The organism is Pseudomonas sp. GW822-FHT03F08 (assembly GCF_058801265.1).
The window spans coordinates 151,819-171,095 of sequence record NZ_JBXANC010000003.1 but is presented as its reverse complement, the minus strand read 5'-3'; the positions used below and the strand labels follow the sequence as shown (position 1 = coordinate 171,095).

The window sequence follows — 19,277 nt, the reverse complement described above, 5'->3', positions numbered from 1 at the left end:
AGTGGCCGTCACACCAGATTCATAAACAGCCCTCAGGATGACGGTTTTCAGGGGTGCATCAGTCGTGCAGCGAGGCCGTGCCAGGGACGAATTTGCGCGCTCAGCGCTCATGCGCCAGCTCTGTCTGGGGCTGCTGCTTGGCTTGTTTCTGAGCCGCGCCAGCGCCGACCCGGTGCCGGCATCGATGCGCATGACGTTGCACATCCCGGCCCAGGAACTGGCCCGCGCGCTCGATCAGTTCAGTCGCGCCACCGGCATGGCGGTGCTGGTCGACAGCCAGTTGAGTCGCGGTCGACGTTCCTTGGCGGTGGATGGCGAATTCACCGCCGCCGAAGCGTTGCGCCGGATGCTCGGCGGCAGCGGGTTGATGGCCAAGTACAGCCGCGACGACGCGTTCACCTTGCAGGTGGCGCAAGTCGAGGAAGTGCCATTGCCGGCGGAGAAACCAACCCCCGCCAGCGTCGCGGTCAACCGCAGTTACGCCACGGCGGTGCAGGCCGCGATTGAACGCAACCTGTGCCGTTCGCCACTCACCCGGCCCGGCAGTTTTCGCGCGGTGTTGCAGCTGTGGATCGGCCGCGACGGCGTGGTGCAGCACAACCGGTTGGTCACCACCACCGGCGATGTTCGGCGCGATGCAGCGCTGGTAGACAGTTTTCACACGCTCAGGATCGACCGGCCGACACCCGGCGCATTGCGCCAGCCAGTCACCTTGCTGTTGTTACCCGAATCGTCAGGAAAGCGCATGGAATGCACACAATGGGAAGGAGTTTCCGGGGGATGAAAGACGCCGGACAAAGTTCGATGGTCCAGCTGTTCCTGACGTCCTACGAGGACTTTCGGGTGCGCCTGCGACGCCGCCTCGGCTCGGAGGACCTGGCCAACGACGTGCTGCACGAAACCTACCTGCGGGTCGACCGCATGGAAGCGCCGCCAAACCTGCTGCGGCCCAACGCCTACCTCTATCGCATGGCCCTGAACATCGCCGCCGACCGCCGCCAGGCCGATGCGCGGCTGCTCACCGGCAGCGAAGTCGAAGAACTGCTGCAAGTCAGCGACGAAGCGCTGGACCCGATGCGCGTGGTCGGCGGCCAGAAGGAAATCCAGTCCCTGCTCAGCGCCCTCTACGAGCTGCCGGCCCGGCGCCGCCGGATCTTCATCGCCGCACGCCTGGAAGAAGCGCCACACCTGGAAATCTCCCAGCGTTTCGGCATCTCCACGCGCATGGTCGAGAAGGAAATCAAGGCTGCCCTCGGACACTGCGCGGCCAAACTGGAAAGAAAAGTGTTTCAGCGGTTCGGTCGCGGGGCCGGAAAACCGTCTAGTGAATGAAGCTCCCGATCAACCCGTCGAGTACCTGTGCGTTTGAACATCTTCCGTCTGACACCTGCCGAGCCCACGCCTGCCGAGCGTCTGCAAAGCGAAGCCCGCGACTGGCTGATCCTGCTGACCTCCGGCCGCGCCACGGTCGCCGACGCCCGAGCGCTGCGCCAGTGGTGCGCGCAAAGCCCCGAACACGCCCGCGCTTTTGAAGAGTGCAAGGCCTTGTGGCATCTGCTGCAACCGGCGGCCGAAGCGACGCGGGCGCCACGTCGGTTTGGACGTCGGGCGTTTCTCGGCGGCGCGATGGCTGCATCGGCGGCGTTCCTGCTGGTACGCGGCACGATTCCGGGCGGATTCTCCGGGCTCGGAGCGGATTACATCACCGAAGTTGGCCAGCAACGCCGCGTCGAACCGGCCGATGGTCTGAGCCTGGAATTGAACACCCAGACCCGCATCAACCAGCGTTCGGTGGATGAGGGCGTGCAAGGCTTTGAACTGGTCAGCGGCGAAGTCGAAGTGCAGACCGCGCGGTTGCCGATGGCGATGCAGGCCGGTGGCGGCTGGCTGCGGGCGAGCAGGGCGCGGTTCAACCTGCGCAACCTCGATCAGCAGGTTTGTGTGACGTGCCTGGATGGCGCAGTAGAAGTGGAAGTTGAGGGTCGTAGCCTGCGCCTGGAACCGGGTCAGCAACTGACCTACGACGCGCAACAGGTCGGGACGGTGCAAAGCGTCGATACGGCGGCGGTGATGAACTGGCGTCAGCAGGTGCTGGTGTTCAACGGTGCGACCCTGAGTCAGATGATTGATGAGATCAACCGCTATCGTCCGGGGATGTTGCTGCTGCTGAATCGCGATCTTGGCCAGCGCCGGGTGCAGGCGCGGTTCTCTCTCGATCAACTGGCCGGCGTAGGTGCACTGATCCGTGATGCCTACGGCGTCAAATGCACCGAGTTACCGGGCGGCGTCGTCGTCCTCAGCTGATCACTGCAAGGGCCCCATGACCTGCCGGTACTTCTCCGGCCCTTGCGGTGTCTGCCGAGTCAACCGCACCTCCACCCCCAACGGATCCTCCCGCCGATTCCCGCTCAACTGCCGCCACCCCTTATCCGCCTCCCAAACCCGCACCTGCAAATCACTCACCTCACCCAAAACCGCCACCCCTGCAGTCGGCGCCGGCAACGGATAACGACTACGCGCTGGCGCCACCGCGCGATACAGCGTGTCCCCCTTGAGCCACCAGCGCACTCGCTGCAAAGCCCCCGGCTGATCCGCCGCGCTACGAATAATGTCCAGCCGAAACCCCTTGCTGTCACTGCTGCGCACCGTAAGCGCAGGCGGGGCCGTCGCCGGTTCATCCTCCGTGCCGACCTTCTTCGGCTCCGTCAGCTCGATCCCGGCGCGCATCTCCACATCCCGCTGCATCTGATTCAACGCCCGCAACAGGCTGTCACTCTGCTCACCGCTGGCCTGCAAATGGCTGTCGGCGCGGGTGACACTGTCCAGCCCCTTCCAGGCAATCAGACTGACCACCGCCATCAACAGAATCGCGACCATCACCTCGATCAGCGTAAAACCTTGTTGTCTGTTCATTGCACGCTAATCCGGCCCGAAGCATCGCGCAGCACACTCAACCGATTGAGCCCGTCAGACAGCGTCAACTGCAGCGGCGGATTGATCCACTCCGCGTTGAGCACCACCTTCTGCTTCGGCTCCACCCGCACCTCCAGCTTCGGACTCTGCCAGGGACGCGGCCGCAACTGCGGGTCCCGATCGAAATGATCAAAACCCTTGCCACTGTCACTGCGCCGACTGAACCGAAACCCCTTGCCATCGCTCAACCACGCAATCGGCCGGCCATCGGCACGGGCCTCGGCCTGGGCAATCTGCAGCAACTGCGCCACGCGCTCGGCGTCCTTGCGCAGCAACTGCAACGGATCGGGCTTGATACTCAGACTGATCGCCGCACTGGCGATACCGATGATCACCAGCACCACCATCAACTCGATCAGCGTAAAACCCTGCTGCCTGCACCGGTTCATCGAATGCGCACTCCTTTGCGTCCAGCCCCGTCCCAAAAAACCATCCTGCACGGCCAACATGTAAGGCGTGTGAAATAAAACCGTGAGAATTGCCGCGTAGTCTGGTCACCGGGACTAAAAGGAGATTCAGCCCATGAGATTCACCGCACGCTTTTCACCCCCCCAACTCATCCAGGCCGCCGCACTGCTGGCCGCCCTGGTCGGCATCGCCACCTGGTCATCCCTGCTCCTGACCACCGCCGAATCCCACACCCCGGCCGCCACCCCGCAACTGCTCGCGGCGCGTAGCGATAACCCGGCGTTGCAGTGGTTTTCCAACCGCACGGCGCCGGTGGAAATCAAGGTCAGTGGTGTGATGGCGGGGAGTCGGGGGGCGGTGGCGATACTCAGTCTCAACGACGGGCCGCCGAGGAGCTTTTTGCAGGGGGAGCGGGTGAGTCCTGGGGTGAAGTTGGTGGCGGTGGAGGGGGATGGGGTGGTGATTGAGCAGGGTGGGGAGAGGGTGCGGTTGGGGGTGGAGAGGTTGGGGGAGGGGGTGGAGATGCCTAGGTTGGTTAGACCGTGATTTTTTTTGGTGGGAGGTAGTTATTTTGGCCTTTTAGTCGAGTGGCGGCGTACTGATCGTCGGGAATGTACTTGATTGTTTTTGACCAATCAGAGGAAGCATGTCGTAAATGCTTGCCTTCGGTCAGAAGCTGATGTTGGACATTGTGATGGCATATAGTTAGCATCACCGATGTTTTACTTGAATCGTGTCGTCTTTTGGGCAATGTCCTGCTATCGGGCCCACTGGCGACGTATGAGTGCCATACGACGCACTATCACAACAAAACGCAACTATGCGTATCTTCAAATATTATTATGCACTTTGAGACTTATCTGTGGACTTAAAATCATTTATTTTAAAAATTATTGAGATAATTAAAGGCACCCTTATAGGTAAGGTTATTTTAGCCTTGATTACTGGTGGGCTGAGCTTGATTGGCGCCTCTCCTTTTTTTGATAAGTATATATCGGCAATCCTGTTAAAATACTTATCCATTGAGGCTTCAGACCCTTCAGTGCCCATTGGCATATTTCTGATAATTGTTGCAGTTGCCTTAGCCATATGGGAACGTAAAAATCAGGTGCTAATCGAAATTAAAAAACTCGAAACGGCCTCCGACAAAACGCCAAGACCTACTATCGACCTTTGTCACAGAGGGATATCAGTTAAGGAAATTGAGCCACAGAAGATGTTTATTGATATTCCATACTGCTCAGGTAGAAATGCAAACGCTTACAACGTAAAGCTCGAAAGCGCAATTATCACGCCGCGGAAAGACGCTCTCGTCTATACTTCTCGTTTCGGTGATGCTTTTCCTGATGATATCACCCTTTCTTACGAGACAGGCAAGTCCATGCATTACTCTTTGCATCCTTTTTCACTAGAAAGCGCCTTAATCTCTTATGTTGTTGTAAAGGGGAGTTATAGCGATGCTGTTGGAAAAGTTTACAATGTTTTTGATGTGTTTAAATTCAGCAAGCCAACCAATAGCTGGGTGCGCACACTAGGAAGTGAAGACTTAAAAGTCAGAAACTTTGTTCAAGGTAGTGTAAAGTGAATTACTCCGGTGTTTCTAGATAAAACGACTGACTGCTTTTGGCCCGTTAGCCGCCTTCCGCGAAGGGCGGCTAAGGGGCGAGAGCAGTCCTTCGCAACCCGCAGCTTTCAATTCGCGCGACCCATACTAGCCGTTGCCACGCGGTTTCTATCAATTCACTGCGAAGATGCCGCGGAAGGTTCGTGAGTCTCCGGGTCAATTTCCTCCAAACCAATGGAATTGGGAACATCGTCCAAAGTTTCCAAGACATCAATCAATTCATGTTTAGCAGCGTCAGCTGTTAGCAATACCGAATCACTTAACTCAGCATCAACGTTGTGCACAATGATATCTCGAGACAGCTGAAGCTTTATCAACTCTTGGGCAAGTCCCACCGTAATCACAGACTGATTGACAAGTTTGTCGATTATCATCCGCGTAGAAGTCTTATTCTTGATGAGGTCGCGTGCTTGTACATGGTCCAGCGCGTTCATCGCTATTTCAATTAGCAATTGCTGTATTGAAATCCAGATGCCGATCAATTCGGCATGAGTGCTGTTCACCGTAGTGGCTATGTTTTCTGCCACTTCCTCTTTCTGTTCGGCAGACATATGGATGCTATCGAGCTTGTTCAACGCTTCGCTCAGTTTCTCTTTAACCTCGCCTGAAATTTTTAGGATATTTTCAAAATCCTCATGGCCGATAAAATTATTATGAGCCACCAAACAGCGCAGGTCATACAACCTTGCCCATCGAGTCTGCAGGTACTCGCTCTTACAACTAACGATGGGCTGAAAATATCTTTCCCAGTTTGAGGTCGGCACCAACTCCTTGAGCTCTTCTATATTGACATCGCTGGCTGAAAGTGCAGAGCGGAGTTTTTCCAAGAGCTTCGAAGAATTGGCTGTCGAATACGGCCTGAACAAAAAGTCGGAAAGCTGGATAAAGTCGGTCTCGAACAGATAATTATTCCCAGCCGAACTCTTCTTTGTTCGAATCGATTCGGAAACTTCTTTCGGTACAGCTTCTTTGGTCCAACCCAAACCAATTTTTGTGAGCATAAACTTGGTGATGAGCTTACGCATCATGTTCTCAATTTCATGAATAACCGGGTAAGCTGCGTACGACAAACTGCTGCTTACATCGTCCCACAAGACTTCAACCGGCTTTTCGGAAACTTTGGCCAAAATCGTCCGAATCGACTTCAGCAGAGACAGGAAGATGGAGATATCTCTGTCACTAGGACAGCCCAGTCGGACGTGATAAAAAAGATGGCTGTTATTCTGAATCTCCCCTCGCTGCACGTCATAATCAAACCTCAAGCCGTCAAAAATAATGTACTTATTTTTTATATCAACGCTGCCATAGGATTGAATCAAGTTATTAAAAGATGGGGTGGTATTGCAGAATCCTTCTTTGGAATTGATTATTGCGAGGTATTCAACTTTCAGGTTTTCCATGACCAAATATTCCAATTTTTATTGGCTCAATGATATCATTTTGAAATCAGCGTGTCAGTCTCATCTTCTTGGGTGAAAAGAGGGGGCGGGAGCAAAGGGGGCTGATTTATTTCAATCGGTCGCCTTGTTTCTTAACTCATGTCGCCGCTATTTTGCGTCTGAAGACGCATCCGGACATTCATAGGCCCATCGGGTAATCGTCATGTCTTTGAGTCGCTCACCAATGGTGTCGACGCGTAAGCAGGCGCCTTGCTTTAAATAGAACAGGATGCAGCGCGAGCTATCAAAAGAGGAGATCGACGGCGATGCCTGCTGGTCCATGCTTGTCGTTTGTCGCTTGCGAGCCATCGGCGAATAAAGAGAAGGGGACTGATTTATTTCCAAAATATAAATCAGTCCCCTTTTGGTTGCCCCCCCCTTTTTTACTAAAGCAGGAAGCGGTCAGAAGCAGGCGCTTATAGAGTACTGCTTTCGACCTATAGCAACCGCTCGCTGATGATGTATCGTTTAGGAGATCTAGGGATACATGATATAAATTGAGACTGGATCTGCGATTGAAAATTGCTACAGGGGATTAATTTTAGCTTTCATTTCTAGCAAGGATTTGGGTATAGCATACACGCGCATTCCTTCGCGAAGTTTAATTTTTTTTGAAGGCCACTTAAATCCGGCGGGGTCACCTGCAGTTGCGCTATTTACGTCGATGTTATTTACTTGGATTGACTTAATTTCGATCTCTTCAAAATATATGTCTCCCTCCACAGCCAGGTAATCACCTATGTCGACTCCATTTTCGAGGATATGCATACCAAAGACGTCGGTGAATACTTTTGATACGGTTCCGAGGTGCCTGTAATGTGTAGGTATTGCTGCAATTCTTTGGTGGTTATAAAGTAGCGGCTTAACCCAGCTTGATGACCAATCGTTCTTTTGCTTGTTTACTACCAATCGGTACAAGTCGAAAGTCGTTAGCAGTCCAAGTCGAGTCTCCCCCGCAAAATCTAATATTTCTTGGCGAAATGGATATTTATTGTCTCTTTGAAGAGGGGGAAGGTGTCTTTGTTGGTTGATTATCGATAAGCCTTGTATGCTGGTTTTATTAAGCTCTCTCATGTTTATCATCGCATGCTTGTTAGCTTGCATAAGGTCTTCATCGCCTGATTTACCGCCGACACCCTTAATGTCAATTATTAGAGTAGGTTCTTCATCCTCAATTCTTAAGTCCTCTCGACGACTTTTGCCTTCAGCGTCACGAATTTCATCGACATCGATAACTCGCTTAAATCCTAGTTCAGAAAGTGCATTTTTTACAGCATTAACCAGCTCATCACCGGTGCCAGTTATAAGGTCGTGTAGCCACCCGTTCGCAGAACGATGCGTGGCAATTTCTAGTTCGATCTTACTTAACTCCCTTTCTGCTTCAGCGATCACCTTGGATTTTCTAGCTTCTAACTCTATAATGTGTAACAGTTCGTACTCTGGTAAGTGAGTCCATTTTCCCTTTTCGATTTCAGGAAAGAGGCTAGGGGACATTTCAGGCAGCGCTACGTGCAATAGTTCCTCAATAAACATTGATTTGTTGGCAAGCTGTGGAAATATCATGATCAGACCATCGCCATACTCCGTGATTAGCGCTACATCGGAGCCGTATTTGTTGGTGGCCAATGATGTCCAAGTTGCATCGTTACTCCACTTTGGTGAGATGGTGCATGTGAATTCAGCATCATCTAAATATTTTTCTAAAAGCTTTCCTATGGGCGAATTGCTCGATACATTGATTACTGATCCGGACTCTGGAAGAATAATTAGACGATCTATAGGATCAGCTAAGTTCCACACTCCCCCTGAAACTGACCTTCCACCTACAAGCCCACGACTATTAGCTGATGCCCACTGGAACTCCATTGGACTCTCAGGTGCTGCAAATACGATAAGGATGCCTCCGCTATCTACTATTCGATTAAAGTCACTCTTGGCGCACAGAGAGGTCCGCGCTCTCGCGTCAATCCAGCCCTTATCACATTTTCCCCACAAATCTATTTCTTCTTCAGGCGTATGTTTCCCCCCTGTTGAATCCCGAGCCAAATTTTTCGATGAAAGATCAATAATAATTAAATCTGACTCTTCGAACTTGCCAAGTTTTTTATTCTGTATTACAGGTCGCCAGCTGCTGCTAACAGGTACTGAATATGGAGCACCCAGCGTGCCGACACCGATATTTGCCCAGTGCTTTTGAAGGGTTTCATGAACTGCTTTCTCGACATCAATCAAATAAATTTTAGGCTGCTGGTACATCGCTTGCTCCTACGCTCAGATGTGCTTCTAATTTGATGATTGAGTTGTCTTTATGATGGCTTGGCGCCATCAGAAAATTCATATAGTTAGCGCAAATTTTTATGCTGTCAACTGATGTGCTACCGGCGGAGTCCCCGTCTAGGTGTGTAATCATCTCGCGGGATATATAACGGCAGTAGAATCTCAAGGCTCTATAATTTCAGTCCGGTTGAATGAGCGCTTTTGGCCGATACCAGTCGCTGGAAAGGACCGAGCGGCTACCCAAGCTCAGGTTGGTACGAGGGGCATTTTGGTGCTGGAGAGCGGTGAGGTGTACCGCAAAATAGAAAAATGGCCGAGGTCGTCAGCTACAGCAGACAACCTCGGCCATTTTCTTTCCGGCTGTTGAGCTACAGCGCTCAGCCGATCACGTCTTCACCTCAACATGATCCAACGCCTGATTCACCGCCAACCCCGCCACCATAACCACCTGCGCAATACCCAGCGCAGTCTTGCGGTGCGCAGGCTCCAGGATCGCGGCGAAGTTGCTGAGCATTTCGCTGGCGGAATCGAGGGATTCGCTGGCGTTGGCCAACAGGGATTCGCTGTTGTAGGCGGGGTTGGCCAGGAACATGGGGTCGTGTTTGGTGTGGCTGCCCATGATGCGTTGTTGTGGGGTGAGGTAGTGGTCGAGGGCGCGTTCGGCGGCCTCGTTGAGGGTTCGGGAGTCGGGGAATTTGTAGGGGGAAACCGGGTCGGTTTCTGGTGGGTTGGGTGTTGGTTTGATCATTGATGTAACTCCAGTACTGATTAAATTGGAGTCAACCACTCTCGCTACCAAACGAGGGGGTGGCGACCATACGCAGGTTGGTAGACCGGAGCACTGGAACCGGCGCTTCCGAAGAAGCCCTGAGCATGGCCACCATAAATCCAGTCGCACGAATGCAACTGCATGAGGTGACGCAATGCGTCAGCGCTGCGGGCTACCAAACCCGATCACTGTTTTTCAGTGACCATGGAACGATAAGACCCGCGTACTAGACGCACAAGCCGGCGGATTCTGGCGTAGTCGTAGGCAATGACGCAAGGCGTTGTAGCCTTGAGGAAGTAACGGCGAGTGTTTTTAAACAGTATTCAAAAAGTCGATTAAACGGGGGGAGCAAAAGTGCTGAAAACGTGATTTTTTGACCTGCTTTCGGAAAGTGAAGGGGGGAACGCTTATAGGCTAGGGATCGAGCAAATCCCGAGGACTGAACTAAAATAGGTACCCACCACAGCTCATAAAGAAGAAGTTCTATGCTTCCTCCAGACTTCGAGTACATGTCCCTCGAGGAGCGAAGAGAGTTCCTCCGTCACAGTCCAGGCATGATTATCGCTAGGGAAGTAGGTGACATGGTTGATGGAGTGACCAAGCCCCTTACGGCAGAAGATATAGAAACGGCGGTGCCATTGATCAGCCAGGCTGCCCAGGCCATTACACCGATTCCGGGATTTATCTGGAAGCGAATCTTCAAGTGGTGCGCATTGCATTTGCATCCAGGCATTTTCACCATCGCAGCAATTCTTGCTGCCATCCCGCTTCCTATCTGGTTGTATCTCAATGGTCGTGCACTGGCTGATTTTCTTATCAGTCATGGGCTCTTCGATCTATTGGACTGGATTCGCGCATTTTTTTCGTATGGCTGAAGAACACTTCAATTCTGCGTCCGGTAATTACTCTGGCAACCTCGCTCATTCAGTCCTGAGGGCGGCTCAGTAACGTCTCCAGCCTCGCCAGCGGAGGCGCCTCCTGACTCCGATCAAACACCTGCACCCCCACCTTCAACAACCGCCCATTCTCCGCCCCCCCAATCACCTGCTCACACCGCAACAACAACCTCCCTTGATCACACTCCATCGCCTTAACCCCCATCGGCAATCTCCCTTCCAACCGAAGTTCTGCCATCCGACTCTGCGCCGCAATCATCGCAATCGAGCGATCCCGCAAAACCCCGCTGCTCTGCGTCATCAACCCCGCCACACGAACAGCGGCGGACATGGCGACGGCGATGATCGCCAGCGCCACGAGCACTTCAATCAGGGTGAATCCGGCTTGCGGGGAGGGGGTGCGCATCGGGGGCTCGGGCAGTCGGGCAGCCCTTGACGCTAACGCCCGTGCTTGACGGCTTGACGACGAAAACACCCGAGGATTTTCAACATCCCTGACATATCTTCTTGCAACACTGCGCGTCGAATCGAATCAAGCCAGGGAATGACGAGATGGATATCGCGCAATTCAAACAGCCCAGTCGACCGAGCCGGATGCCCCGTGGGCAGCAGGGTTTTACGCTGATCGAGATCATGGTGGTGGTGGTGATTCTCGGGATTCTGGCGGCGATGGTGGTGCCCAAGGTGCTCGACCGGCCGGATCAGGCGCGGGCCACGGCGGCGAAGCAGGACATTGGCGGGTTGATGCAGGCGCTGAAGCTGTATCGCCTCGATCACGGCACTTACCCGAGCCAGAGTCAGGGCCTGAAGGTGCTGGTGGAGCGGCCGGCCGATGCGAAGAACAGCAACTGGCGCTCGTACCTCGAGCGCCTGCCGAATGATCCGTGGGGTCGTCCTTATCAGTACCTCAATCCCGGTGCCAACGGCGAGATCGACATCTTTTCCCTCGGCGCCGACGGCCAGCCTGACGGCGACGGCGTGAATGCCGACATCGGTTCCTGGCAGTTGTAAGGCCGGTCATGAACAGCCAATCGAACCAGCAGGGGATGGCGATCATCAGTGCGCTGCTGATCGCGGCAGTGGTCGCGGTGATCGCCGCCGGCATGCTGACGCGCCAGAGCGTTTCGACCCGGGCGCTGGAAGCCGAGCAACTGCGCGTGCAGGGCCGTTGGCTGTTGCACGGCGGGTTGGAGATCAGCCGGCAATTATTGTGGGACGCGCGGCAGCGCGATCCGCTGACCCGACTCGATCAACCCTGGGCGCAGCTATTGAACACCCAGGGTTTCGAGGGGCGGCTGGAGGACGAGCAGGGCAAGTTCAACCTGCGCAATCTGGTGGCTAACGAGCGGATCGATGATGCGCAGGTGCAGGCGTTCGAGCGTTTGTGCGAGTTGATCGGTGTCAGCAGCGGTTTGAGCCGGCGCATCAGTCAGCGGGTGATCGGTTCTTATCCGCACCTGTTGAATGCCCAAGTGGTGGACAAGCCTGTGGCGAAAAACACTTTCGACAGCGGGCGCGCCACGTCGCCGTCCGCTTCGCGCAAACCGCAATCGCCGACCTTGCCGATGCTGCGCACGCTTGACGATTTGCGCAGTGTCGACGGGGTCAACGATGCGCTGTTGGCGAAACTGGCGCCGTACCTGACGGTGATTCCGGCGACCACCTGGCTCAACGGCAACACGGCCACGGCGCCGGTGCTGGCGGCTTATGTACCGGGGTTGTCGCTGGAGCGGGCGCAGGCGTTGATCAATGAGCGTGACGCCGGGCGCTGGTTCATCAATCGCGGGGATTTCGTCAATCGCCTGCGACTGCCGCAACTGGAGATCACCAGCGTCAAGGTCGGCATCACCAGCGACTGGTTTCGGCTGCGCGGGCAGGCGCGGCGTGATCAGCGGCGGGTCAGCCTCGATGCGTTGCTGCATCGCAGTCAGGATCGGTTGCCGCAAGTGATCTGGTCGCGGGTGGGCGTATGAGCCAGTTGCGCGTGAGTTTGCCGCCGCTGGCGGTGCTGAGTCTCGACAGTGAAGTGGATTGTGCTTGGCTGGATCGACAGGGGCAGGTCACTCGCCAGGAACGCGTGCGGCTTGGCGCGCTGCCGAAGCAACCGCTGGTGTGTTTTCTGCACCCGTCGGACAGCCTGCTGGCGAGCATCGATCTGCCGCCGCTGCCCGCCAATAAAACCGCTGCCGCTGTGCAGTGTGCGGCGCAGGCCTTGATGCTGGGTGACAGCGCCGAGATGCACATCGCCCACAGCACTCGCAATGAAAGCGGCCAGGTGCAGATTGCCTGGGTAGCACGCAAGGATTTGCAGCACCTCGGGCAGTTCGGCCTGAACCTCAAAGGCCTGTACCCGGCGGCCTACAGCTTGCCGGTGATGGCGGGTGGTGTCGGCTGTCTGCACGACGATCATCTGTTGCTGCGCCACGGCCCGAATGCGGCGCAGGTGCAGCCAATGATCGATGAAGCTTGGCTGCTGGAAACCGGTCTGCCGGCGCACTGGATCGGAGACGGCGCGCCCGAGGCTGTGCAATCGATATTGGCCGACACGCAACGCTGCTCCGGCCCGTTGCCGAACTGGGGCCTGCATGGCGGCCTCCAGCAACCGGGCACCGAACATCGCGGTTGGGGCAGGGCGATCGGTTGCTGTGCGCTGGCGCTGGCGGTGTGGGTGATCGGTTTGAACCTCTACGCCGCCCGCGAGGCCGGGCAGGGTCAGCAGCTCAAGGCGCAGATGGCGCAGCGGGTGAAGCAGGCGTTCCCCGAGTTGCCGGTGATCCTCAATCCGCTGCAACAGGCCCGCCAGCAAATCGCGGCGCGCCAGCAAGGCGCGGTGGATGCGCCGGGTCAGGATTTCACACGACTGGTGTCGCAGGCCGGCAGTGGCATGCCGTCCATGGCGGGCACGGTACAGCGTCTGGAATTCGTCGACGGCGCGCTGCAATTGAGTCTGCTGCCCGAGGCCCGGCGTTCAGGCAACGACAAGGACTGGCAAGGCACGCTGGCCCAGGCCGGCATCAGCATCAGCCCGAATGACGACGGCTGGGTCCTGCGCCCGGCCGGCGAGGCGACCGCCGCCACCGACAACGACGACAGCAGCGGAGCCGAAGATGAATAGCCCCTCGCTTGCGAAATACCGCGCCGGTTGGCAGCGCTTCAACGCTCAGTTGCAGGCTCGCTGGCAACCGTTGGCCCTGCGGGAAAAACGCATGGTCGGCGGCATGGCGGCGCTGTTGCTGGGGCTGTTTGTGTGGGTGGCGTTGATTCAGCCACCGCTGAAAAAGATCGCCGCCTCGCAAGTCGAAACGCCAAAACTGCGCGCCCAGGCCGAAGCACTTGAAGTGCTGTTGCGCGACGTCAGCGTGCGCCCGGACGGGCAGAACCTCGAGCAGTCGCTGCAACAGACCTTGCAGGCCAGCGGACTGGGCGGCCATTGCCAATTGGCGGCCGCGTCCGCCGGCTGGCAGTTGACCTTCGACGCGGCACCCGCCGACGCCGTGCTCGACTGGCTGCTGAGCCAACCCCGGAATTTTTCACTGCAAGTGGTCGAGGCTCGTCTGCAACGCACAGACGACGCCGCGACCGATGACACGGCCGGCACTCTGTCGGGCACCGTACGCATGGATCAGGCGCTGGGCGCTAAGGAAGCTTCATGAAGGGGTCAGGATCCAAACGCATGGCGTTGCCGATGCTGTTGATGGCATTGAGCGCGTGCAGCAACACCACACCACCGAATCAACCGCCGCTGCTGGTGGACAGCGAACTCGGCCGGCCGCTGGCCAACACCCAGCGCAGTGGCGACGCGGTGCTCGACCGCGAGCGCGCGCAGGCTCAGGCAAGACCTGCGCCGAAGCAATTGCACAACATCACCGAACGCGCTCGCAGTGGTGGTTCGTCCCGGGGCACGACGTTGCCGGCCAATCCGTTGGGCGATCAACCGGTGACGCTGAATTTTGTCGATGCGGATATTCAAGCGGTGGTGCGCGCATTGTCGCGTTCCACCGGTCAGCAGTTTCTGGTCGATCCTCGGGTCAAGGGCAATCTGACGCTGGTCTCCGAAGGCCAGGTGCCGGCGCATCAGGCTTACGACATGCTGCTGGCGGCGCTGCGCATGCAGGGTTTCAGCGTGGTCGATGTCGGCGGCGTGGCGCAGGTGGTGCCGGAGGCCGACGCCAAGTTGCTCGGCGGGCCGATCTACAGCGCCGACAAACCGGCCGGCAACGGCATGCTCACCCGCACGTTCCGCCTGCAATACGAGAACGCAGTGAACCTGATCCCGGTGCTGCGCCCGATCGTGTCGCCGAACAACCCGATCAACGCCTATCCGGGCAACAACACCATCGTCGTCACCGACTACGCCGAGAACCTTACGCGGGTCGCGCAATTGATCCAGGGCATCGACACCCCGACCGCCATCGACACCGACGTGGTGCAGATCCAGAACGGCATCGCCGCCGACATCGCGCCGATGGTCGCCGACTTGCTCGACGCGCCGGGCAATGATCCAACGCAGAAAATCGCGGTGATCGGCGACCCGCGTTCCAACACCATCATCATCCGCGCCGGCAGCCCGGAGCGCACGGAGCTGGCGCGCAACCTGATCTACAAACTCGACAACGCCCAGAGCAACCCGAGCAACCTGCATGTGGTGTATCTGCGCAACGCCCAGGCCGGCAAACTGGCCCAGGCGCTGCGTGGCCTGTTGACCGGCGAGAGCGACAGCGGCACCAGCGACAGTGCGCGTTCGGTGCTCAGCGCCATGGGCAGCTCTACCAACTCGAGTGGCGGGCAAAACGGCCAGAGCGGTACGCAAACCAACGGCTCGACTTCGACCACCAACAGCGGCAGCACCGGCGGCAGCTACGCCCAGGGCAGCAGCGCCACCAGCGGCAGCAGCAATGCGCAAAGCAGTGAACAGAACGTTGCCTTCAGCGCCGGCGGCGTGACCATTCAGGCGGACGCGACCACCAACACCTTGCTGATTTCCGCACCGGAGCCGCTGTACCGCAACCTGCGCGAAGTCATCGACCTGCTCGACCAGCGTCGCGCGCAAGTGGTGATCGAAAGCCTGATCGTCGAAGTCGGCGAGGACGATGCCAGCGAATTCGGCGTGCAATGGCAGACCGGCAATCTGGCCGGCAACGGCGTGATCGGCGGCGCCAACCTTGGCGGTTCGGGGATCAACGTCAATGGCAAGACCAGTGTTGATGTGCTGCCCAAAGGGCTCAACCTCGGCTACGTCAACGGCACCGTCGATATCCCCGGCATCGGTAAGATTCTCGACCTGAAAGTGCTGGCCCGGGCGCTGAAGAGCAAGGGCGGCACCAACGTGCTGTCGACGCCGAACCTGCTGACCCTGGACAACGAAGCCGCGAGCATTTTTGTCGGTCAGACCATTCCGTTTGTCAGCGGCAGCTACGTCACCGGCGGCGGGGGCACCAGCAACAACCCGTTCCAGACCGTGACCCGTGAAGAAGTCGGTTTGAAGCTCAACGTGCGGCCGCAGATTTCCGAGGGCGGCACGGTGAAGCTCGACATCTATCAGGAAGTCAGCAGCATCGACGAGCGCGCTTCGGCGGCTTCGACTTCGGCGGGGATTGTCACCAGCAAACGCGCGATCGACACCAGTATCTTGCTCGACGACGGCCAGATCATGGTGCTCGGCGGTCTGCTGCAGGACGGCTACAGCCAGAGCAATGACGCGGTGCCGTGGCTCTCGAACATCCCGGGGCTGGGCGCGCTGTTTCGCAACGAACGCCGCTCGATCACCAAGACCAACCTGATGGTGTTCCTGCGCCCGTACATCATTCGCGACAGCGCGGCGGGGCGCAGCATCACGCTTAACCGCTACGATTTCATGCGTCGCGCTCAGGGCGGTCTGCAACCGGAACGCAGCTGGGCGATGCCGGACATGCAGGCGCCGCAATTGCCGACCGCTGCTCAGGGGGTTCCGAGTTCGGTTCCGGCTTCGGGACCCCGCGCAATCATCAAGGCTGTGCCGATTGAAGCAGGCCCGCGGTTATGAGCAGCTTGCCCTACGCCTGGGCCAAGGCGCAGCGGATTCTGCTGCGCGACGGCGTGCTGACGGTGTGCCCGTCGACGCCGGGCTGGTCGATCAGCGAAGTACGCCGGCAGTTCGGACCGGCGAGGCTTGAGCGGGTACGCGATGACGAACTCGACGGCTTGCTCGCCACGGCCTACGCCGATACCGGCAGCGCAGCAGCGGTGGTGGGGGCGGCGGAAAACGAAGTCGACCTCGACCGCCTGATGCAGGACATGCCGGAAATCACCGACCTGCTCGACACCCAGGACGGCGCGCCGGTGATCCGCATGATCAACGCCTTGCTCACGCAAGCGGCGCGGGATGAGGCCAGCGACATTCACATCGAACCGTTCGAAACCCATTCGGTGGTGCGCTACCGGGTCGACGGTACGCTGCGCGACGTGGTCTCGCCGCGCAAGGCGTTGCACGGTGCGCTGGTGTCGCGGATCAAGATCATGGCGCAGCTCGATATCGCCGAAAAACGCTTGCCGCAGGACGGCCGCATTGCGTTGCGGGTAGCGGGGCGGCCGATCGACATTCGAGTTTCCACCGTGCCCACCGGTCATGGCGAGCGGGTGGTAATGCGTCTGTTGGACAAGCAGGCCGGGCGCCTGCATCTCGAAACCCTGGGCATGGACGCGCAGGTGCTGGCCAAACTCGACCACCTGATCCGCCAGCCCCACGGCATCGTACTGGTCACCGGCCCGACCGGTAGCGGCAAAACCACCAGCCTGTATGCGGCACTGGCGCGGCTGGATGCGAGCACCAGCAACATCCTCACCGTGGAAGACCCGGTGGAATATGACCTGCCGGGCATCAGCCAGATTCAGGTCAACGCCAAGATCGACATGACGTTTGCCTTGGCGCTGCGGGCGATTCTTCGGCAAGACCCGGACATCATCATGATCGGTGAAATCCGTGACCTCGAAACCGCGCAGATCGCGGTGCAGGCTTCGCTGACCGGTCACCTGGTGCTCGCGACCCTGCACACCAACGACGCGGTGTCGGCGGTCAACCGCTTGGTCGACATGGGCGTCGAACCGTTTCTGCTGGCCTCGTCGATGCTCGGCGTGTTGGCCCAGCGCCTGGTGCGGCGGTTGTGCAATCAGTGCAAACAGGAAGACCCGGCGACGCCCGGCACCTGGCGCCCAGTGGGTTGTGCGGCGTGCAATCACACCGGTTACAGCGGCCGTACCGGCATTCATGAATTGTTCTGCATCGATGACGACATCCGCACCCTGATACACCAAGGGGCAGGGGAACAGGCGTTGCGTGCGGCGGCGAGCAAGGCCGGGATGTTCAGCCTGCGCGAGGACGGCGAGCGCTGGATTCGCAGCGGTGCCACGGCGCCGGAAGAAATCCTTCGTGTGACACGGGACGCCTGATGAATCGCTATCGTTTTGAGGCCGCCGATGCCAGCGGCAAGATCGAATCCGGGCATCTGGAAGCGGAGAGTCAGGGCGCCGCGTTTGGCGTGCTGCGCGGTCGAGGTTTGACGGCGTTGTCGGTGGAGAAGGAAAGCAACGTCTCCCAGCATGGCGGCGGTGGATTGTTCAGTGCACGGCTGTCGGACAACGATCTGGCTTGGGCCACGCGACAGCTGTCGAGTCTGTTGGGCGCCAGCTTGCCGCTGGAGGCTGCACTGAGCGCCACGGTCGAACAGGCCGAGAAAAAGCACATCGCTCACACCCTCAGCGCCGTACGTGCCGACGTGCGCAGCGGCATGCGTCTGGCCGAAGCGCTGGCGGCGCGGCCACGGGATTTTCCGGAAATCTACCGGGCACTGATTGCGGCGGGCGAGGAGTCTGGTGATCTGGCGCAGGTGATGGAACGACTGGCGGATTACATCGAGGAGCGCAACAACCTGCGCGGCAAGATTCTTACCGCGTTCATCTATCCGGGCGTGGTCGGGCTGGTGTCGATCGGCATCGTGATTTTTCTGCTCAGCTACGTGGTGCCGCAGGTGGTCAGTGCGTTTTCCCAGGCGCGGCAGGATCTGCCGGGGCTGACGCTGGCGATGCTCAATGCCAGTGATTTCATCCGTGCGTGGGGCTGGTTGTGCGCCGGCGTCATGGCCGGTGCGTTCTGGAGCTGGCGCCTGTATCTGCGCAATCCGGCGGCGCGCTTGAGTTGGCATCATCGGGTGCTGAAGTTGCCGCTGATCGGGCGGTTTGTGCTGGGGCTGAACACCGCACGGTTCGCCTCGACCCTGGCGATTCTCGGTGGCGCCGGGGTGCCGTTGTTGCGCGCGTTGGAAGCGGCGCGGCAGACGCTGTCGAATGATCGTCTGAGCCTGAGCGTCAATGAGGCCACCGCCAAGGTGCGCGAGGGCGTCAACCTGGCGGCAGCGCTGAAAGTGGAGAACGTGTTCCCGCCGGTGCTGATTCACCTGATCGCCAGCGGCGAGAAAACCGGTGCGCTGCCACCGATGCTGGAACGTGCGGCGCAAACCCTGTCCCGTGATATCGAGCGCCGGGCGATGGGCATGACTGCGTTGCTGGAGCCGTTGATGATCGTGGTGATGGGCGGGGTGGTTTTGGTGATTGTGATGGCGGTGCTGTTGCCGATCATCGAGATCAACCAACTCGTGCAGTAGTTTTCTCAACTTTTTTTACCGGCGCCGGATCTCACCCGAGCGCCAAAAACAGCATCCTCGGGTTCTCCTTTCTGTCATCTGCAACGGCCCTTCAAGGGCTGTGGCCGATTCCCTCGAAAAGCTTGTCTTAGACACTCCGGATAACCACCAGAACACCCGAGAAAATCCCTCGATAATCAGCCTGCACCTCCCGAGGTTTTTTCCTTTATCTGTCACCGGAAACTGCGAATTTCTCAGTGCGACTTAACCACGGAC

General features: G+C 57.9%; 19 protein-coding genes. 13 read left to right on the top strand and 6 right to left on the bottom strand.

Translation table 11 applies throughout. The features are described 5' to 3' along the window. Nucleotides 1-109 precede the first annotated feature (109 nt). The 3 genes from AC1RME_RS07910 to AC1RME_RS07900 are packed head-to-tail and all read left to right on the top strand — an operon-like array spanning nt 110 to nt 2,304. The gene (locus AC1RME_RS07910; RefSeq protein WP_176504831.1) at nt 110-784 is read left to right on the top strand and encodes an STN domain-containing protein; all 675 of its coding nucleotides are present in this window, start codon (nt 110-112) and stop codon (nt 782-784) included. Continuing rightward, nucleotides 781-1,332 carry an RNA polymerase sigma factor gene (locus AC1RME_RS07905; RefSeq protein WP_011334580.1) on the top strand — a complete coding sequence of 184 codons (552 nt, stop codon included), beginning with the start codon at nt 781-783 and terminating at the stop codon, nt 1,330-1,332. Before AC1RME_RS07910 ends, AC1RME_RS07905 begins: the two co-directional genes overlap by 4 nt. Before the next feature lie 33 nt (nt 1,333-1,365). Then, on the top strand, nt 1,366-2,304 hold the full coding sequence (locus tag AC1RME_RS07900; protein WP_096820228.1) for a FecR family protein: 939 nt from the start codon (nt 1,366-1,368) through the stop codon (nt 2,302-2,304). Here the strand turns inward: AC1RME_RS07900 and AC1RME_RS07895 are convergent, their stop codons facing one another. Then, nucleotides 2,305-2,913 (bottom strand): type II secretion system protein GspJ, encoded by a 609-nt coding sequence (locus tag AC1RME_RS07895; protein ID WP_096820024.1) that lies wholly within the window; start codon nt 2,911-2,913, stop codon nt 2,305-2,307. Next, on the bottom strand, nt 2,910-3,362 hold the full coding sequence (gspH, locus tag AC1RME_RS07890) for a type II secretion system minor pseudopilin GspH (protein ID WP_011334577.1): 453 nt from the start codon (nt 3,360-3,362) through the stop codon (nt 2,910-2,912). Before gspH ends, AC1RME_RS07895 begins: the two co-directional genes overlap by 4 nt. A 133-nt stretch (nt 3,363-3,495) precedes the next feature. On the opposite strand from gspH, the gene AC1RME_RS07885 reads away from it, so the two are divergent. Beyond that, nucleotides 3,496-3,927 carry a type II secretion system protein N gene (locus AC1RME_RS07885; RefSeq protein ID WP_096820023.1) on the top strand — a complete coding sequence of 144 codons (432 nt, stop codon included), beginning with the start codon at nt 3,496-3,498 and terminating at the stop codon, nt 3,925-3,927. Between the two features lie 316 nt (nt 3,928-4,243). Beyond that, nucleotides 4,244-4,966: a hypothetical protein gene (locus tag AC1RME_RS07880; RefSeq protein ID WP_096820022.1), complete on the top strand. Its 723-nt coding sequence runs from the start codon at nt 4,244-4,246 to the stop codon at nt 4,964-4,966. A 155-nt stretch (nt 4,967-5,121) separates the two neighbouring features. Here the strand turns inward: AC1RME_RS07880 and AC1RME_RS07875 are convergent, their stop codons facing one another. The 3 genes from AC1RME_RS07875 to AC1RME_RS07865 all read right to left on the bottom strand — a co-directional run bounded on the left by AC1RME_RS07875 (nt 5,122) and on the right by AC1RME_RS07865 (nt 9,469). After that, nucleotides 5,122-6,405 carry a HEPN domain-containing protein gene (locus AC1RME_RS07875; RefSeq protein ID WP_096820021.1) on the bottom strand — a complete coding sequence of 428 codons (1,284 nt, stop codon included), beginning with the start codon at nt 6,403-6,405 and terminating at the stop codon, nt 5,122-5,124. A 564-nt stretch (nt 6,406-6,969) separates the two neighbouring features. Next, complete coding sequence (locus tag AC1RME_RS07870) at nt 6,970-8,700, bottom strand: hypothetical protein (protein ID WP_493090936.1); 1,731 nt, start codon at nt 8,698-8,700, stop codon at nt 6,970-6,972. A gap of 406 nt (nt 8,701-9,106) precedes the next feature. Then, nucleotides 9,107-9,469, bottom strand: coding sequence for a DUF6124 family protein (locus tag AC1RME_RS07865; RefSeq protein WP_096820019.1), 363 nt, complete (start codon nt 9,467-9,469; stop codon nt 9,107-9,109). Between the two features lie 602 nt (nt 9,470-10,071). On the opposite strand from AC1RME_RS07865, the gene AC1RME_RS07860 reads away from it, so the two are divergent. Continuing rightward, the gene (locus AC1RME_RS07860) at nt 10,072-10,365 is read left to right on the top strand and encodes a hypothetical protein (RefSeq protein ID WP_141401768.1); all 294 of its coding nucleotides are present in this window, start codon (nt 10,072-10,074) and stop codon (nt 10,363-10,365) included. Nucleotides 10,366-10,414: 49 nt separating this feature from the next. Here AC1RME_RS07860 and gspI read toward each other — a convergent pair whose 3' ends face one another. Beyond that, nucleotides 10,415-10,792 (bottom strand): type II secretion system minor pseudopilin GspI, encoded by a 378-nt coding sequence (gene gspI / locus AC1RME_RS07855; protein ID WP_493090933.1) that lies wholly within the window; start codon nt 10,790-10,792, stop codon nt 10,415-10,417. Nucleotides 10,793-10,938: 146 nt separating this feature from the next. Between gspI and gspG the strand changes: the two genes are divergently transcribed. Genes gspG through gspF form a run of 7 tightly spaced genes read left to right on the top strand, consistent with a single transcriptional unit; the run spans nt 10,939 to nt 19,022 of the window. Further along, on the top strand, nt 10,939-11,397 hold the full coding sequence (gene gspG / locus AC1RME_RS07850) for a type II secretion system major pseudopilin GspG (protein WP_011334561.1): 459 nt from the start codon (nt 10,939-10,941) through the stop codon (nt 11,395-11,397). Between the two features lie 8 nt (nt 11,398-11,405). After that, nucleotides 11,406-12,359: a type II secretion system minor pseudopilin GspK gene (gene gspK, locus AC1RME_RS07845; RefSeq protein WP_493090930.1), complete on the top strand. Its 954-nt coding sequence runs from the start codon at nt 11,406-11,408 to the stop codon at nt 12,357-12,359. Beyond that, on the top strand, nt 12,356-13,501 hold the full coding sequence (gene gspL / locus AC1RME_RS07840) for a type II secretion system protein GspL (protein WP_493090928.1): 1,146 nt from the start codon (nt 12,356-12,358) through the stop codon (nt 13,499-13,501). Before gspK ends, gspL begins: the two co-directional genes overlap by 4 nt. Continuing rightward, nucleotides 13,494-14,039, top strand: coding sequence for a type II secretion system protein M (locus AC1RME_RS07835; RefSeq protein WP_493090926.1), 546 nt, complete (start codon nt 13,494-13,496; stop codon nt 14,037-14,039). The genes gspL and AC1RME_RS07835 overlap by 8 nt, the downstream gene beginning before the upstream one ends. Then, nucleotides 14,036-16,408: a type II secretion system secretin GspD gene (gene gspD / locus AC1RME_RS07830; RefSeq protein WP_493090924.1), complete on the top strand. Its 2,373-nt coding sequence runs from the start codon at nt 14,036-14,038 to the stop codon at nt 16,406-16,408. Before AC1RME_RS07835 ends, gspD begins: the two co-directional genes overlap by 4 nt. After that, nucleotides 16,405-17,811, top strand: a complete 1,407-nt coding sequence (gene gspE / locus AC1RME_RS07825; RefSeq protein ID WP_493090922.1) for a type II secretion system ATPase GspE — start codon at nt 16,405-16,407, stop codon at nt 17,809-17,811. The genes gspD and gspE overlap by 4 nt, the downstream gene beginning before the upstream one ends. After that, entirely contained in the window at nt 17,811-19,022 is a 1,212-nt protein-coding gene (gene gspF, locus AC1RME_RS07820; RefSeq protein WP_085654186.1) for a type II secretion system inner membrane protein GspF, read from the top strand. The genes gspE and gspF overlap by 1 nt, the downstream gene beginning before the upstream one ends. The last annotated feature ends 255 nt before the right edge of the window (nt 19,023-19,277 follow it).